General features: G+C 28.4%; 16 protein-coding genes. 15 read left to right on the top strand and 1 reads right to left on the bottom strand.

Annotated features, from left to right (window positions below):
• The first annotated feature begins 25 nt into the window (after positions 1 to 25).
• The 4 genes from acpP (at position 26) to uvrA (ending at position 5,395) form a co-directional block, all read left to right on the top strand.
• A complete protein-coding gene (gene acpP, locus X274_RS01390) occupies positions 26 to 280 on the top strand; it encodes an acyl carrier protein (protein ID WP_047265014.1) in 255 nt (84 codons plus the stop codon).
• Between the two features lie 72 nt (positions 281 to 352).
• Positions 353 to 1,939 (top strand): CTP synthase, encoded by a 1,587-nt coding sequence (locus X274_RS01385; protein ID WP_047265013.1) that lies wholly within the window; start codon positions 353 to 355, stop codon positions 1,937 to 1,939.
• The gene (locus X274_RS01380; RefSeq protein ID WP_047265012.1) at positions 1,936 to 2,517 is read left to right on the top strand and encodes a CPBP family intramembrane glutamic endopeptidase; all 582 of its coding nucleotides are present in this window, start codon (positions 1,936 to 1,938) and stop codon (positions 2,515 to 2,517) included. Before X274_RS01385 ends, X274_RS01380 begins: the two co-directional genes overlap by 4 nt.
• Positions 2,518 to 2,575: 58 nt before the next feature.
• Positions 2,576 to 5,395, top strand: coding sequence for an excinuclease ABC subunit UvrA (gene uvrA, locus X274_RS01375; protein ID WP_047265011.1), 2,820 nt, complete (start codon positions 2,576 to 2,578; stop codon positions 5,393 to 5,395).
• A gap of 50 nt (positions 5,396 to 5,445) precedes the next feature.
• Here uvrA and rd read toward each other — a convergent pair whose 3' ends face one another.
• On the bottom strand, positions 5,446 to 5,607 hold the full coding sequence (gene rd / locus X274_RS01370) for a rubredoxin (RefSeq protein WP_047265010.1): 162 nt from the start codon (positions 5,605 to 5,607) through the stop codon (positions 5,446 to 5,448).
• Positions 5,608 to 5,798: 191 nt separating this feature from the next.
• Here rd and X274_RS01365 point away from each other — a divergent pair, with 191 nt between their 5' ends.
• From X274_RS01365 to flhB, 11 genes are all read left to right on the top strand, one after another.
• Positions 5,799 to 6,032, top strand: a complete 234-nt coding sequence (locus tag X274_RS01365) for a DUF3783 domain-containing protein (protein ID WP_047265009.1) — start codon at positions 5,799 to 5,801, stop codon at positions 6,030 to 6,032.
• Between the two features lie 10 nt (positions 6,033 to 6,042).
• The gene (glgX, locus tag X274_RS01360; protein WP_047265008.1) at positions 6,043 to 8,199 is read left to right on the top strand and encodes a glycogen debranching protein GlgX; all 2,157 of its coding nucleotides are present in this window, start codon (positions 6,043 to 6,045) and stop codon (positions 8,197 to 8,199) included.
• A 40-nt stretch (positions 8,200 to 8,239) separates the two neighbouring features.
• Positions 8,240 to 9,448, top strand: coding sequence for a nicotinamide-nucleotide amidohydrolase family protein (locus tag X274_RS01355; RefSeq protein ID WP_047265007.1), 1,209 nt, complete (start codon positions 8,240 to 8,242; stop codon positions 9,446 to 9,448).
• Positions 9,449 to 9,460: 12 nt separating this feature from the next.
• Positions 9,461 to 11,494 (top strand): chemotaxis protein CheA, encoded by a 2,034-nt coding sequence (locus X274_RS01350; RefSeq protein WP_047265006.1) that lies wholly within the window; start codon positions 9,461 to 9,463, stop codon positions 11,492 to 11,494.
• A 12-nt stretch (positions 11,495 to 11,506) separates the two neighbouring features.
• Positions 11,507 to 11,932 (top strand): chemotaxis protein CheW, encoded by a 426-nt coding sequence (locus X274_RS01345; RefSeq protein ID WP_047265005.1) that lies wholly within the window; start codon positions 11,507 to 11,509, stop codon positions 11,930 to 11,932.
• Positions 11,933 to 11,956: 24 nt separating this feature from the next.
• The gene (locus X274_RS01340; protein ID WP_047265004.1) at positions 11,957 to 12,322 is read left to right on the top strand and encodes a response regulator; all 366 of its coding nucleotides are present in this window, start codon (positions 11,957 to 11,959) and stop codon (positions 12,320 to 12,322) included.
• A gap of 70 nt (positions 12,323 to 12,392) precedes the next feature.
• The gene (locus X274_RS01335) at positions 12,393 to 12,704 is read left to right on the top strand and encodes a flagellar biosynthetic protein FliO (RefSeq protein WP_047265003.1); all 312 of its coding nucleotides are present in this window, start codon (positions 12,393 to 12,395) and stop codon (positions 12,702 to 12,704) included.
• Positions 12,688 to 13,488 carry a flagellar type III secretion system pore protein FliP gene (gene fliP, locus X274_RS01330; RefSeq protein ID WP_047265002.1) on the top strand — a complete coding sequence of 267 codons (801 nt, stop codon included), beginning with the start codon at positions 12,688 to 12,690 and terminating at the stop codon, positions 13,486 to 13,488. Before X274_RS01335 ends, fliP begins: the two co-directional genes overlap by 17 nt.
• Before the next feature lie 2 nt (positions 13,489 to 13,490).
• A complete protein-coding gene (fliQ, locus tag X274_RS01325; protein WP_047265001.1) occupies positions 13,491 to 13,757 on the top strand; it encodes a flagellar biosynthesis protein FliQ in 267 nt (88 codons plus the stop codon).
• A gap of 1 nt (position 13,758) precedes the next feature.
• Positions 13,759 to 14,532, top strand: a complete 774-nt coding sequence (gene fliR, locus X274_RS01320) for a flagellar biosynthetic protein FliR (protein ID WP_047265000.1) — start codon at positions 13,759 to 13,761, stop codon at positions 14,530 to 14,532.
• Positions 14,496 to 15,602, top strand: a complete 1,107-nt coding sequence (flhB, locus tag X274_RS01315) for a flagellar biosynthesis protein FlhB (protein ID WP_047264999.1) — start codon at positions 14,496 to 14,498, stop codon at positions 15,600 to 15,602. The genes fliR and flhB overlap by 37 nt, the downstream gene beginning before the upstream one ends.
• The last annotated feature ends 3 nt before the right edge of the window (positions 15,603 to 15,605 follow it).

The following is a 15,605-nucleotide window of genomic DNA, read 5'->3' as shown; positions in this document are numbered from 1 at the left end:
TGAAATCTAATAGGGAGGTATTAATATGACAAGAGATGAACTTTTTGAAAAGGTAAAAGAGGTTATAGTAGAAACTTTAAATGTTGAAGAAGAAGAGGTTACTTTAGATGCTTCATTCACCGATGACTTAGATGCGGATTCTTTAGAACTTGTTGACCTGACAATGGCTTTTGAATCTGAATTGGGTGTTACAATTGAAGATGAAGAATTAGAGAACATCAAAACTGTAGAGGATGTTATTAATTCGTTAGCTGAAAAATTAAAAATAGAAGAAGAATAACAACCTTATAAGGGAAGCTTTCGCTTCCCTTATTTTATTTAAAAGGACTATAAAAATGCTGGAGGGATAAATATGGCGAAAAAATATATTGTCATAACTGGTGGTGTTTTAAGTGGTATTGGAAAAGGTATTGTTTCTGCTTCAATTGGAAGAATTCTAAAAGATAGTGGTATTAAAGTTAACTCTTTAAAAATAGATCCATATCTAAATGTAGACGCAGGTACAATGAATCCAAATCAGCATGGAGAGGTTTTTGTTACCGATGATGGTTATGAAGCGGATTTAGATCTTGGGCATTATGAAAGGTTTTTAGGAATCAATATGAAAAGATATAATAATATTACAGCTGGACAAATTTTTAAAAGTATTATAGAAAAAGAACGTGAAGGAAAATATTTAGGAGCTACTGTACAGATGGTTCCTCATGTTACTGAAGAGATTAAAAACAGAATAAAAAATATTGACACAGATTTACTAATAATAGAAATTGGTGGTACCGTTGGAGATATTGAAGGTGAAATATTTTTGGAAGCCGTAAGAGAATTGTCACTTGAAGCGGGAATAGAAAACTTTTTTTTCATACACGTTACTTTTGTTCCTTATTTAAGCGTAACTAACGAATTCAAAACAAAACCTACTCAACAGTCTGTACAGCAACTCAGGAAAATCGGGATACATCCAGATATGTTAATTATTAGAACAGAAAAATCTATTGATTCAAATAGTCTTGATAAAATCGCTTTGTTTGCAGGTGTAAACAGAAAACACGTGATTAATTTACCTGATGTTGACAATGTTTATGAAGTTCCAGAAAAATTATACAATATCGGTGTTCAACATATAATTGCCGAAAATTTAAATTTAAAAATAGATAATAAACTAAACTGGAATTATCCTAAAAACTTTTTACCAATAAAAATAGCATTAGTAGGAAAATATCTTGGAACCGATGATGCTTATAAAAGTATTATAGAAAGTATATTTTTATGTGGAGCAGAAAAGCCTGAGTTAATAGATTCACAACAAATTGAAGACCTAACAGAGGAAGAAACAAAAGAATTATTATCCAGATATGATGGTATAATTATTCCAGGTGGCTTTGGCAAAAGAGGTATTGAGGGAAAAATAAAAGCTGTTAAAATAGCAAGAGAAAATAAAATACCTATATTTGGTATATGTCTGGGAATGCAAATAATGGTCATAGAATTTGCAAGAAACATCGGAAAACTTAAAAATGCTAATTCGTACGAGTTTGATCCTACAACACCATATCCTGTTATTGACATAATGGAAGAGCAAAAAAAGATATTAAAATTAGGTGGAACTATGAGGTTAGGGGCTCAAAAAACATTGATTTTAAAAAACACAAAATTATATGAAATATATAAAACAGATATTGTCTTTGAAAGACATAGACATAGATATGAAGTTAATTTAGATAAATTCAAAGATCTTTTTGCTTATTCAGAAGAAAAAAATATAGATAATAAATTAATTATTTCTGCTAAATCAGATTTTGTTGAAGCTGTTGAATTAAGAAATCATCCATTTTTCATAGGTGTTCAATTTCATCCTGAACTAAAGAGTAAAGTTGGATCCCCACACCCAATCTTTAAAGCTTTCATAAAAAAATTAAATGATTTAAAGGAGAAAAAATGAATATTATAATTTTATTAATTATAATTCTAATTTACTTTTTTATTATATACTCAATAGAAAAATTTTTTTCATTTGAAAAATCTTTAATCGTAAAATCTGTTATATTTACACTTTTAATATTCATATACAAATTAAAATTACATATAAAATTACCCTATTATATATACATTATTTTTATAATATATGGAATAATAATAATTTTTCTTCCACAAAAATGGATAAAAAGTGATTCATTTAGAATTTATATTAACAGGAAAAGGATGATATTAATACCATTATCTGCATCAATAGTAGAAGAAGTTTTTTTTAGAGGTATTTTAAATACAAAATTACTGTTTATCTATAATAATATATATATAGCCGTTATGATTTCATCTTTATTATTCGCATTAATACATATATTTAACTTATTCAATGGCATTGAAAACAAACGATATTTCTTTATAACTTTTCCTATAAGATTTGGTTTTGGTTTATTTTTTTCGTATGTTTATTTTAAATATGGTTTGTTAAGTGCAATTATATTACACTTTTTAATCGATTTTCCAGCATTATATAGAATATATAAATTGCAATAATTTTAATATCTATTATTGTGTTATAATTATTATACAATTAATATTTTGAGGTGAATTTATGAATTATATTCATGTAAAAGGTGCAAGAGAACACAATTTAAAAAATATCGATGTAAAAATTCCAAAAAATAAATTGGTGGTAATATCCGGTCTTTCTGGTTCAGGAAAATCTACATTAGCTATGGATACAATATACGCTGAGGGACAGAGAAGATATTTAGAATCAGTATCCTCATATGCTCGAATGTTCCTGGGAGAATTAAAAAAACCTGATGTTGAATATATTGAAGGTTTATCTCCGGCTATAGCAATAGAGCAAAAATCTGTTTCACACAACCCAAGATCTACAGTTGGAACCGTGACAGAAATATACGATTACATGAGAGTTTTATTTGCCAGAATTGGAAAACCTTTCTGTCCTAAATGTAATATTCCAGTGGAAAAATCTTCAATAGACGAAATTATAGATAAAGTATATAAGGAGTTTGATGACAGTTCAAGGATTTATGTGTTCTCACCAATAGCAAAAGAAAAAAAGGGCGAATTTAAAAAAGAAATTGAACAGATGAAAAAAAATGGTTATAAAAGAATTGAAATAGATGGAGAAATATTTGATCTGGAAGACATTGTCTCTTTGAAAAAAAGTTACAGGCATACACTCAACTTATTAATAGATAGATTGAAATTAAAAAAAGAAAATTTTGAAAGATTGTATGAAGCTATAGAATTGTCATTAAAAGAATCTGATGGTTTTGTAGAAATTAGAGAACTTGATAATAATGAAAATATTATTAAATCAAAAATCTATAGTGAAAAATTAGTTTGTCCTGAATGCGGTTTTACTTTTCCAGAAATTACTCCAAAATTATTTTCATTCAATAGCCCTTATGGTGCCTGTAAAGATTGTCATGGTTTGGGATTTAAATATGAATTTGAACCTTCATATATTCTGGATCCTGATAAAAATATATATAATGGCGCAGTGAAAGCCGGAAAAGATACATATATAATTAAAACTTTGGAAAAAGTGATTTTGCATTATAACGACAATCCAGAAAAAAAAATCAGAGAATTAAAAACTGAAACACAAAACGCTTTATTATATGGCACAAAGGATAAAATCACTTTTGAATATATTACTCCAAATGGCGTGTATACTTTCAAAAAAACATTTGAAGGTTTGTATAACATGTATGAAAGAAGATATAAATCTACCGATTCAGATGAAATGCGTAACTATTACCAAAATGAATTTATGACTATGAAAATATGTCAAACTTGTGGAGGAAAAAGATTGAAAATTGAACCGCTAAGCATCAAACTAAATGAAAAAAATATACAAGAAATTTCAGATATGCCAATTGAAAAAGCAAAATTTTTTTTCGAAAATATTACATTAACAGATTTTGAAAAAAAAATAGTTGGTGAATTATTAAATGAAATAAAAAAAAGATTGGGATTTTTAACGGATGTTGGTCTGGGATATATTTCCCTTTCAAGATCTGCAAATACGCTTTCTGGTGGTGAATCACAGAGAGTCCGACTCGCTACACAAATTGGATCTGGTTTAACAGGAGTTACATATGTTTTAGATGAACCAACTATTGGACTGCATCCAAGAGATAATGATAAATTAATTCAAACATTGAAAAAATTAAAAAATCTTGGTAATACAGTTATAATTGTTGAACATGATGAAGAGGTGATAAAATCTTCAGACTATATAGTTGATTTAGGTCCTGGCGCTGGAATTAATGGTGGAAAAGTTGTATATAGTGGTTGGATAAAAAATTTATTGAAAAACCCAAAAGATTCGCTTACAGGACAATACATAACAGGAAAAAAAAGAATTGATATTATAAAATATCATACAAAAAAAATTGAAAGGAATGAAGTGTTAAAATTATATGGTGCATCACATAATAATCTAAAAAATGTCGATGTAATGTTCCCCTTAGGAAAATTCATCGTAATTACAGGAGTTTCTGGTTCTGGCAAATCATCTTTAATTATGGATACATTATATCCGGCTTTAATAAAAGAATTAAGGAAAGCTAAAGTCAAACCCGGTTATTATAAAAAAATAGAAGGAATTGAATATATAGACAATGTTATAGCCATTGACCAATCTCCTATAGGAAGAACGCCTCGAAGTAATCCTGCTACTTATACCGGTGTTTTTGATTTAATCAGGGATTTGTTTGCTGCAACTAAAGAAGCTCGTATGAAAGGATTTAAAAAAGGACGCTTTAGTTTTAATGTAAAAGGCGGTAGATGCGAAGCATGCAATGGAAATGGTTATTTAAAAATAGAAATGCAATTTCTTCCTGATGTTTATGTTACATGTGATGTGTGTAAAGGTAAAAGATATAACAAAGAAACTCTGAATGTTAAATATAAAGGGAAATCCATAGCAGATGTTCTGGATATGTCAGTTGAAGAAGCACTTGATTTTTTCCAGAATATACCAAGAATTAAAAACATATTACAACTGTTAAATGATGTTGGAGTTGGTTATATTAAACTTGGGCAGCCAGCAACTACTTTATCAGGTGGAGAAGCTCAAAGAATTAAATTAACCTCAGAATTAAGAAAAAGAGCTACGGGAAGAACCCTATATTTTCTCGATGAACCAACTACAGGATTACATTTTGAAGATGTAAAGAAATTAATAGAGGTCTTACACAAATTAGTTGAAAAAGGTAATACTGTAATTATTATAGAACATAATTTAGATGTCGTAAAAAATGCCGATTATATAATCGATTTAGGCCCTGAAGGTGGAGAAAATGGGGGATATATACTTGCAAATGGAACTGTAGAAGATATAATAAAAGCAAATACATATACAGGTCAATATTTAAAAAAAATTCTATAAAAATTTTTATAAAAAATGGCATGCTTAAGCATGCCATTTTTTATAGTATATTATTCTTGAACTTCAAACATGTCTTTTCCAACTCCACACATTGGGCATACCCAATCCTCTGGTAAATCATCAAATGATGTTCCTGCAGGAATATCTGCTGTTGGATCTCCTTCTTCTGGATCATAAATATAACCACAAACTGTACATACATATTTTTTCATAATTTTCCCTCCCATAAAATCCGATTATTTTTGTAATGATTACAAAAATATTATACTATTTTTTTCTTATTTTGTCAAGAGACAATTTATATTTTAAAAATTAAAATAAAAAAACTTTTTACCTATTTTTATGATATAATTATATAATAAAAAATAAGATATTTCATAAAAATAAGGAAGGGGTTGTTTTGATGTTTGACAAAATAAAAGAAACACCTGTAATTATATTAAACGGATTTACCGGCGATGAAATAAATAAGATAATGAAAGCTATAAAAAATGTTGAAGGTATGCCGAGAATAATATTCGCAACAACTACAGAAACAAATATAAATTGGACAATTAAAGATTTGATAAACGAATTAAAACAAGAAGATATAGAGGTGAAAAAAGCTTTAAAAAAAGCTATAGAAGAAAGGAAATAGAGATGATTATATGAAAAATTCTAATTTTTATTATAATAATCCTGATAATTCAGTATTATTAAAAACAAGTAGGGGGTATCCCAAATTAGGAGCTATCGTGGACTCCGGGGGAGTTAATTTTGGCATTTTTACTAAAAACAGCACAAAAGTAATTTTAGAGTTATACCAGAATTTTTATGATGATATACCTTCACACGTATTTGAATTAGATCCAATAAAAAACAAAACAGGGAATATATGGCATATTTATATTCATGATATCAAACATGGGCAGTTTTATGGTTGGAGAGTGGATGGTGTTTATGACCCTATTAATGGGTTGCGTTTTAATAAATACAAATTATTATCTGACCCCTACGCAAAAGCTATTTCTGGTTCTTATAATTGGGATGAGGATAGCGTTTATGGATACGATAAAAAATCATCTTTGTTAGATCTTTCATTTTCTACTATTGATTCTGCTAAAAGTCCCACAAAATCCGTAGTAATAGATGATAGCGTTTATGATTGGGAAGATGATGTTCATCCAAGAATCCCATTAAAAGATTTGATAATTTATGAAATGAATGTAAGACTGTTTACTATGAATCTTAATTCTAACATCAAGAACAGAGGAACATTTGACGGAATTATTGAAAAATTATCTTACTTAAAAGATTTAGGAGTTAATGCCGTAGAATTGATGCCTATATTTGAATTTAATCCGAATTCCATTATAAGAAATAATCCCATTACAGGTGAAAAACTAAAAGATGTATGGGGGTATAATCCTCTGGCTTTTTTTGCTGTAACTGGAAATTATTCCAATGATCTAAAAATAGGAGAGCAGGTATTTCTCTTCAAAGATTTTGTGAAAATACTTCATAAAGAAGGTTTTGAAATTATTTTAGATGTTGTATATAATCATACAGGAGAAGGAAATGAATTAGGACCTACATTATCTTTTAGGGGAATTGATAATTCTGTTTACTATATTTTGAGTAAAAATAAAAGATACTATGAAAATTATTCCGGATGTGGTAATACTTTCAATTGCAACAATACTGTTGTTAAAAATTTAATCATTGATAGTTTGAGATATTGGGTAACAGAAATGCATGTTGATGGTTTTAGATTTGATTTAGCTTCTATACTTGGTAGAGATTCTAATGGAAATTGGATAGGAGATTTATCATTGTTAAAAGACATTGCTGAGGATCCTATAATTTCTGGCTCTAAATTAATTGCTGAAGGATGGGATGCTGCAGGGGGCTATTTTTTAGGAGCATTTCCAGAAGGTTGGGCTGAATGGAATGGAAAATTCAGAGATTCTGTTAGAAAGTTCGTTAGAGGTGATATGGGATTAACAGGTGAAATTGCATGTCGAATAGCCGGTAGTGAAGACCTATATGGGAATAAATCTCCTATGGCAAGTGTTAATTTCATAACTTCTCACGATGGTTTTACAATGTGGGATCTTGTTTCATATAATAATAAGCATAACGAAGAAAATGGCGAAAATAATCAGGATGGAACTAATGATAATTATAGCTTTAATTATGGAATTGAAGGTGAAACCAATAATTTAGACATATTGAAAGTTAGAAAACAACAGATAAAAAACTTTTTTACAATACTTATGATTTCGCAAGGAACTCCCATGATATATATGGGAGATGAGTTTTGTAGGACACAATACGGTAACAATAACGCTTATTGTCAGGATACAATTAAGAATTGGGTAGATTGGAAGAGAAAGGATGATTTTTCGGATATTTTTCGATTTGTAAGAAAAGTAATTAATTTCAGAAAATTACATCATACATTAAGGAGAGAGCACTTTTTTACCGGAAAAGATTACAGTGGTGATGGAATACCTGATATTACATGGCATGGAATTAAATTAAATCAACCAGATTTCTCTTATTATTCTAAATCTCTGGCTTTTATGATTAGCGGAATAGACTTTGTAAATCAAAATGTTCCTCCAGATAATGATATATACGTTGCCCTAAATTTTTATGAAAAAGATTTGTCCTTTGAACTTCCAGCTCTTAATAATAAAAGCTGGTTTCGAGTTATTGATACGTATTTCGATTCACCAGATGATTTTCTTGATTTTCCTCAAAAAGTTTCTAATAATTATATTGTAAAAACAAAGAGTATAATCGTATTAATTTCTAAATAATTGTATTTTGTGGTAAAATATATATAAGAATTTTATAGGAGTGATATATATAAGAGTAGGTATTCTAAGCACAGGCGATGAACTTATTGAAGGAGAAATTTCAAATATTACATCAAAAGAAATTTCAAATATTTTATATAATGAAGGATTTGAAGTTTCTACTCATATGTGTGTAAGGGATAATAAAGAAGATATAATATCTTCTTTGAGTTTTCTTTCAACTAAAAATGACGTGATTATAATTACAGGTGGGTTGGGTTCCACAATTGATGATATCACAAGAAATACCGTTGCTGAATTTTTAAATATTGACTTAATTCTGAATACAGATGTTTACAATGATATTATTAATCGTTATAAAAGATTCGGAAAAACCCCAAATAAGTTTATAAAACAACAGGCTTATGTGTTTGAAAATTCTATCATTTTAAAAAATGATATTGGTAGTGCGCCAGGACTTTATATAACAAAAAACAATAAACATTATATTTTACTACCAGGTCCTCCTGATGAAGCTCTTTATATTTTCAAAAAGTATTTCAAAAATATTTTTGATAAATTCGATAAAAAAATAATATATACAAAAAAAATACAATTTTATAATATTACTGAATCGCAGCTAATTTCTATATTAGAAAAGCATTTAAAAGATATCAATTATTCTACAAAACTCGAATTGGATATAGGACCTTCATTGATATTTAAAGATAATAAAGAAAAATTAAAATCCATTATTGATTTTATAAATAATCAACTTATAGAATATGTCGTTCCATATAATCCATTAAAATATATTATAAACAACTTATCTAATAATAACAAAACCATAAGCACTGCTGAATCGTGTACAGGTGGGCTGGTTGGCAATTTTATAACAAATATTCCTGGATCTTCCAGAGTATATAAAGGTTCTATTGTTGCATACAATAATTTCATAAAAAATAAATTATTATATGTGGATAATGAAGTTTTAAAGAATTACGGTGCCGTAAGTGAGGAAACTGTTAAATTAATGGCAATAAATACCGCAAAAATATTTAATTCTGATTATTCAATTTCGATAAGCGGTATTGCTGGACCTAAAGGTGGAACAAAACATTTACCGGTAGGAACTATCTTTTTTGGATTTTATTGTAATTTATGTGGTAAAATAATAATAGAAAAGAAAATATTTTCTGGAAATCGAATATTAATAAAAAGAAAAGCTGCTTTCTACTCGCTAATAAGATTTTTAAAATTGTTTTTATAGGAGGTTTTTCTTATGGGTGAAATGGATATTTATTTAAATGTTTTTATCGAGGAAGCCAATGAAAATTTACAAAAACTAAATGATGAATTATTAGAATTAGAGAATAATCCTGAAAATATGGAAAAAGTAAATGAAATTTTCAGGGTTATGCATACCTTTAAAGGTATGGCGGGTACCATGGGATTTGATAAAATTGCAAAAGTATCCCATAAAATGGAAAATATCCTGGACAAAATAAGAAGAGGTGAAACAAAAGTTACCTCAGATTTAATTGATTTACTTTTTAAAACACTTGACGCTCTCAATGAAAGTATAGCCGATATTTCAAATGGTGGAAAAGGAAATTTAACTTCTTTAGATGATTTAATATCTATTTTAGAAAAATATATTGTTGAAAATATAGAAACATTACAGAATGCAAATGAAAACATTACCGTTTCATCTCAAGCTGCTAATGCTTCCGATAAATTATCTCATTTAGATGACATAACAAGAGAATCCTTGAAAAATTTATATAATGTCGCAAAGGAAAAAAATCTTAACTTTTTCCTAATTAATGTTAAGTTTGATAAAAATGTACAGTTAAAAGCCGCAAGAGCTTTTATGGTTTTACACAAAATCGATGATTTAGGAGGAGAAGTTGTCTATACCAACCCTTCTTCGCAGGATATAGAGGATGAAAAATTCGACCTCGAAATTGAATTAGGCGTAATAATAAATGTCTCTGCTGATGAATTAAGAGAACAGCTTTTAGGAATTTCAGAAGTTGAAAGTATAGCCATAAATACTTTTAAAAATGAAGATTTTGAAAAACAGGATAGTGTCCCAAAGGAAATAAACAATAATAAAAAAGAGAGTGTTTCAGCGGAAAATCCTTCCACATCAAAGAAAAAAATACAACTTCAATCAGTAAGGGTCGATATTGAAAAATTAGACCAATTGATGAATTTAATGGCTGAATTGGTTATTTCCAGAAGTAGAATAACTGAAACACTGAGAAAATACGAAATAAAAGATGTGGATGAAAGTCTCGCAAATTTAAGTAGAATAACGCTGGATTTACAAAATATTGTTATGAAAATCAGAATGATTCCTATTGCATTTGTTTTCAATAGATTTCCAAGAGTTGTTAGAGATACTGCAAAAAAACTAAAAAAAGAAGTAAATTTAATAATTGAAGGTGAAGATACAGAACTCGATAGAACTGTTGTAGATGAAATAGGTGATCCTTTAATTCATTTAATAAGAAACGCTATAGATCATGGCATAGAACCCGTTGACGAAAGAATAAAGAAAGGAAAATCTAAAGTTGGTACTATAAAACTATCTGCATGGCATGAAGGTGATGGCGTTGTAATTAGCGTCGAAGATGATGGAAAAGGATTAGATAGAGAAATAATTGCAAACAAAGCGGTAGAAAAAGGACTTGTTGATCCTTCTATGATTCAAACAATGAGTGATGAAGAAATTTTCTCTTTTATATTTTTACCCGGCTTCTCTACTAAAAAACAGGCAACAGATTTATCTGGCCGCGGCGTCGGAATGGATGTAGTTAAAACTGTTGTTGAATCCTTAAATGGTAGTGTTACTATCTCTTCAAAAAAAGATATTGGAACAAAAATAATTATAAGACTTCCATTGACATTATCCATAATACAGGTTTTGTTAGTGACAATTGACGATTTTGTTTATGCAATACCTATTGCTAATATTGACACAACACAAAAAATGACAGATGGTGATATTAGAATAGTTCAGGGAAATGAAGTTTTTGTTTTAAGAGGTGAGGTCATTCCTTTAATAAGATTAAGAGATATCTTTAAAATGAAAAGAAATGATAATAATTATATAGAAAAGGTTGTTATTGTAAAAACTGCAAATAAAAAATATGGTGTTGTCGTTGACAGCCTTTTAGGACAGGACGATATCGTTATAAAACCTCTGGGTAAATATTTAAATAGTGTAAAAGAGTTCAGTGGTGGTGCAATTTTAGGTGATGGTAGAATAGCTTTAATATTAGACATTACGAACTTAAACGAAATATAAAGAGGTGATTTTATGCAAAAAGAAATTTTATCCTTTGAAATTTCAAGTCAGGAATTTGGAATCGATGTTGAATATGTAGAAATGGTTATTGAAAAAGAAGATATTACGCCTGTCCCAAATTCCAAAGAATTCATTGTGGGAATTGTAAATTTAAGAGGAAGAATTGTTCCTGTTTTTGACTTAACAAAAATTTTAGACTTAGAAATTGACGAAGATTTTGAATTTGATAGTATAATTATAATGAAGCATGATAAAGAAGAATTGGGAATATTGGTAAATAAGGTAAATAATGTAATTTCTTTTGATGATGAAGAGCTGGATATTCTCCCATCAAAGAGCGGAAAATTCATTGGAAAAGTTAATGGTGTTTTAAAAATAAATAACAGACTAATTGTATATCTCAACCTTGAAAATCTATTTGAATCAATAGAAGTATAATAATATTATGTGGAGGTGCTTTTAATGGCTATAAAAGTTTTGATAGTTGACGATGCTGCTTTTATGAGAATGTTATTAAAAGATATTATTACAAAAGCGGGGATGGAAGTTATTGGAGAAGCGGCTAATGGTCAGGAAGCTATAGATAAATATACTGAATTAAAACCTGATGTTGTTACTATGGATATTACAATGCCTGTAATGGATGGAATTCAAGCAATAAAAGAGATTAAAAAACAAGATCCGGCTGCTAAAATTATTGTATGTAGTGCTATGGGACAACAGGCAATGGTTATCGAAGCAATACAGGCAGGCGCAAAAGATTTTATCGTCAAACCTTTTCAGGCTAATAGAGTAATCGAAGCTATTCAAAAAGTTTCAAGGGGGTGATTTTACGCCCCTTACTTTTTCATCAACTCAAACAACCTTTATTAGCAGTTGGACTTTGTGGGCTTTTTTTTTGATCTTTTTTCTTTTATTATTCATTATATTATTATTATTTATTCAAAAAAAATTAATAAACAAAGGTTTATTAAACACTCCTTCTGTAAGAATAGTAAAAAAATTTTATATTGATAGAAACTTAACCTTAAATATTATAAAAGTGTTGGATAATTATTATTTAATATTAACAAACAATAATTCTATCTCATATCTTGATAAATTAGAATATGAACAGCTTGCCGAACTATTAAAAGGAAAAAAAGAATTTTTTGATACTTTTATTGGAGCTTTAAAAAGGGAGAAAAAAACAAATGAAGAAATGTTTTAAAAATACATATTTTAATAAAAAATACATTTTAATAACTTTATTTTTATTTTTGTTTTTTATTGGCAGCGCCCAGGAACCGTTGCCCATTCCTGAAATTACTATAAACATTGGAGGGAATACACCAGGTCCAGATACTTTAATTCCAACACTTGAAATATTATTATTACTTTCTATTCTAACTTTAGCTCCATCTTTTATAATGATGTTTACATCATTTATGAGGATTATAATTGTATTATCGTTTTTACGAACTGCTCTTGGTAGCCGTCAGGCCCCTCCAAATCAGGTCCTAATAGGTATAGCTTTAATTTTAACTTTTTTAATAATGTCACCTGTTTTTAATCAAATATATCAAAATGCTATAATACCATATTCTGAAGAAAAAATATCATATACGCAAATGTTTGAAAATACATGGAATCCTATTAAAAATTTTATGATAAACGAAATTGTTTCTCATAAAAATCAGGATAATATTTTTATGCTTGCATCAAGTGTAAAAAAAGAAATTAAAAATGTTAATGATACACCACCAGAAATATTAATTCCAGCCTTTGCTTTGAGCGAATTAGAAATATCTTTTAAAATGGGAGTTTTAATTTATATTCCTTTCATAATTGTTGATATGGTTGTAGCAAGTATACTTTTGTCAATGGGAATGGTTATGATACCTCCAATAATGATTTCTATTCCTTTTAAACTACTTTTATTTATTCTTGTAAATGGATGGGATTTATTAATAGGAGGTTTAATCAGAAGTTTTCAAACATCAGGAGGTCTATAAAATTGACATTAGAGGTTTTTATAGATGTTTTTAGAGATGGAATTACTGTATTTTTAACAATTATTTCACCAATACTGCTGGTAAGCTTAGGTGTTGGATTAATTATAAGTATTTTTCAAACTATTACTTCAATCAATGAGCAAACACTAACATTTGCTCCAAAAATTATTATTACATTTCTGGTTGTAGGATTATTATTTGGATGGATTGCACAAAAACTAATGGATTTTACCTATCAAATATTAACAACATTTTTTGGAATGATTTAATATGGATATAGTTGTGTTCTTAGAAACAAAATTCTGGGTTTGGGCTATTATTTTTTTTAGAATCATAGGCTTAAGCGTTTCAGCACCGATCATCGGCTCAAGAGCTATTCCGTTTTATTTAAGACTTTTTTCATCATTGTTTATATCTTGGATTACTTTACCTCTGATAAGTCTAACTATACCAGATATGTCTTTGATTTATTTATTTACAATAATGCTAATTAATTTTTTTCTTGGAATTTTAATAGGTTTAATATCATACATTCCAATTGCTGCTATTCAATTTGCAGGGCAATTTTTTGCATTTCAAATGGGATTTGCAATGGCCGGAATATTCGACCCAATAAGCGGAGAAGAATCTCCTATTATAGGGCAATTATCTTTTTTAATAGGCGTATTTGCATTTTTATCATTTAAAATGCATGTCTTGTTGTTTCAGGTAATAATAAACTCATTTCAGGTTATCCCATTAATTTTTTCTATGGATGTTAAATTTTTTCCTGAAATTATTTCTACATTTGGAAAAATTTTTGAAATAGGAGCTCAACTTGCAATTCCAATGAGCGCATTTATGTTAAGTGTAAATATTAGTTTAGGTATTGTTTCAAGAATGATTCCACAAATAAATGTTTTTATAGTTGGACTTCCCATAAATATATTAATAGGTTCTCTTATTCTATTAAGTATTATAGGAGTGTGGACAGAAATATTCAGTATTAATATGTCGGAGATTATAAAATGGATAAATTCTATAATGACACTTATTTTAAAATAACTAAATTTAAAATAAATATTCAGCTTTTTGCTGATCCGAGCAAAACAGAAGAGCCTACACCCAGGCGATTGCAACAGGCAAGAGAAGAAGGCAACGTTCCTGTTTCAAAGGAACTACTTACAGCTTTTTCCTTTTTAGGTGTAGCTACAGTATTTTATGTCCTTTCAAAATATTTATTTATTGATTTAAAAAGTTCTTTTAATAGATATTTAAATCTTGACACAAGTTTTTTAGATGAAAATGCTTTGATGAATTTGTTAATTCAACAAAAAAACTTATTTATAATTATTTCATTATTTTTATTTTCATCTGCTATTATCAGTCTTATTTTAGGAATGATACAGACTAAATTTTTATTTGCCCCAAAAGCTATGAAATTTGATCTTGGAAAATTAAATCCAATAAAGGGTTTTCAACGAATTTTTTCTATGAAAACTTTGTTTGAACTCTTAAAATCTTTAATAAAGTTATTTTTAGTTGGTTATATTTCTTACAGTGTTGTTAAAGGAAAATGGGAAAATATTATTTCTTTACCATATTCTAACATAGAATCAGCAATTTCTTTTTTATATGCTCTAATCATAGAAATATTTTTTAAATTAGGATTATTAATGTTCTTATTAGGAATATTTGATTTCTGGTATCAGAAGAGAGAATATAAAAAGAATTTAAAAATGACAAAACAAGAAGTAAAACAGGAAATGAAAGATATAGAAGGAGATCCTATGGTTAAATCCGCAAGAATGAGAATGTTAAGACAGATCATTAATAAAAATATGATGAAAGAAGTGCCAAAAGCCACTGTAGTTGTTACAAATCCAACTCATTACGCTGTTGCCGTCAAATATGAAGAAAGTGAAACTAACGTTCCAATAGTTGTGGCAAAAGGACATGATGAACTGGCACTTAGAATCAAAGAAATTGCGAGAGATAATCATGTTCCAATTATTAGAAATCCTCCAGTTGCGAGACAATTATATGAAAGAGTTGAAATAAATGATGAAATACCAGAAGATATGTATGAAATTATTGCAAAAATAATAGCTTCTGTTTTGAAACCAACGAGGTGATTA

This window comes from Marinitoga sp. 1155 (assembly GCF_001021175.1).
Lineage (GTDB): Bacteria > Thermotogota > Thermotogae > Petrotogales > Petrotogaceae > Marinitoga.
This window is presented reverse-complemented; position numbering and strand designations above follow the sequence as displayed.

Coding starts and splice junctions, on each gene's coding strand:
- acpP (WP_047265014.1), top strand. CDS start 26: ATGACAAGAGATGAACTTTTTGAAAAGGTAAAAGAGGTTATAGTAGAA.
- X274_RS01385 (WP_047265013.1), top strand. CDS start 353: ATGGCGAAAAAATATATTGTCATAACTGGTGGTGTTTTAAGTGGTATT.
- X274_RS01380 (WP_047265012.1), top strand. CDS start 1,936: ATGAATATTATAATTTTATTAATTATAATTCTAATTTACTTTTTTATT.
- uvrA (WP_047265011.1), top strand. CDS start 2,576: ATGAATTATATTCATGTAAAAGGTGCAAGAGAACACAATTTAAAAAAT.
- rd (WP_047265010.1), bottom strand. CDS start 5,607: ATGAAAAAATATGTATGTACAGTTTGTGGTTATATTTATGATCCAGAA.
- X274_RS01365 (WP_047265009.1), top strand. CDS start 5,799: ATGTTTGACAAAATAAAAGAAACACCTGTAATTATATTAAACGGATTT.
- glgX (WP_047265008.1), top strand. CDS start 6,043: ATGAAAAATTCTAATTTTTATTATAATAATCCTGATAATTCAGTATTA.
- X274_RS01350 (WP_047265006.1), top strand. CDS start 9,461: ATGGGTGAAATGGATATTTATTTAAATGTTTTTATCGAGGAAGCCAAT.
- X274_RS01345 (WP_047265005.1), top strand. CDS start 11,507: ATGCAAAAAGAAATTTTATCCTTTGAAATTTCAAGTCAGGAATTTGGA.
- X274_RS01340 (WP_047265004.1), top strand. CDS start 11,957: ATGGCTATAAAAGTTTTGATAGTTGACGATGCTGCTTTTATGAGAATG.
- fliP (WP_047265002.1), top strand. CDS start 12,688: ATGAAGAAATGTTTTAAAAATACATATTTTAATAAAAAATACATTTTA.
- fliR (WP_047265000.1), top strand. CDS start 13,759: ATGGATATAGTTGTGTTCTTAGAAACAAAATTCTGGGTTTGGGCTATT.
- flhB (WP_047264999.1), top strand. CDS start 14,496: ATGGATAAATTCTATAATGACACTTATTTTAAAATAACTAAATTTAAA.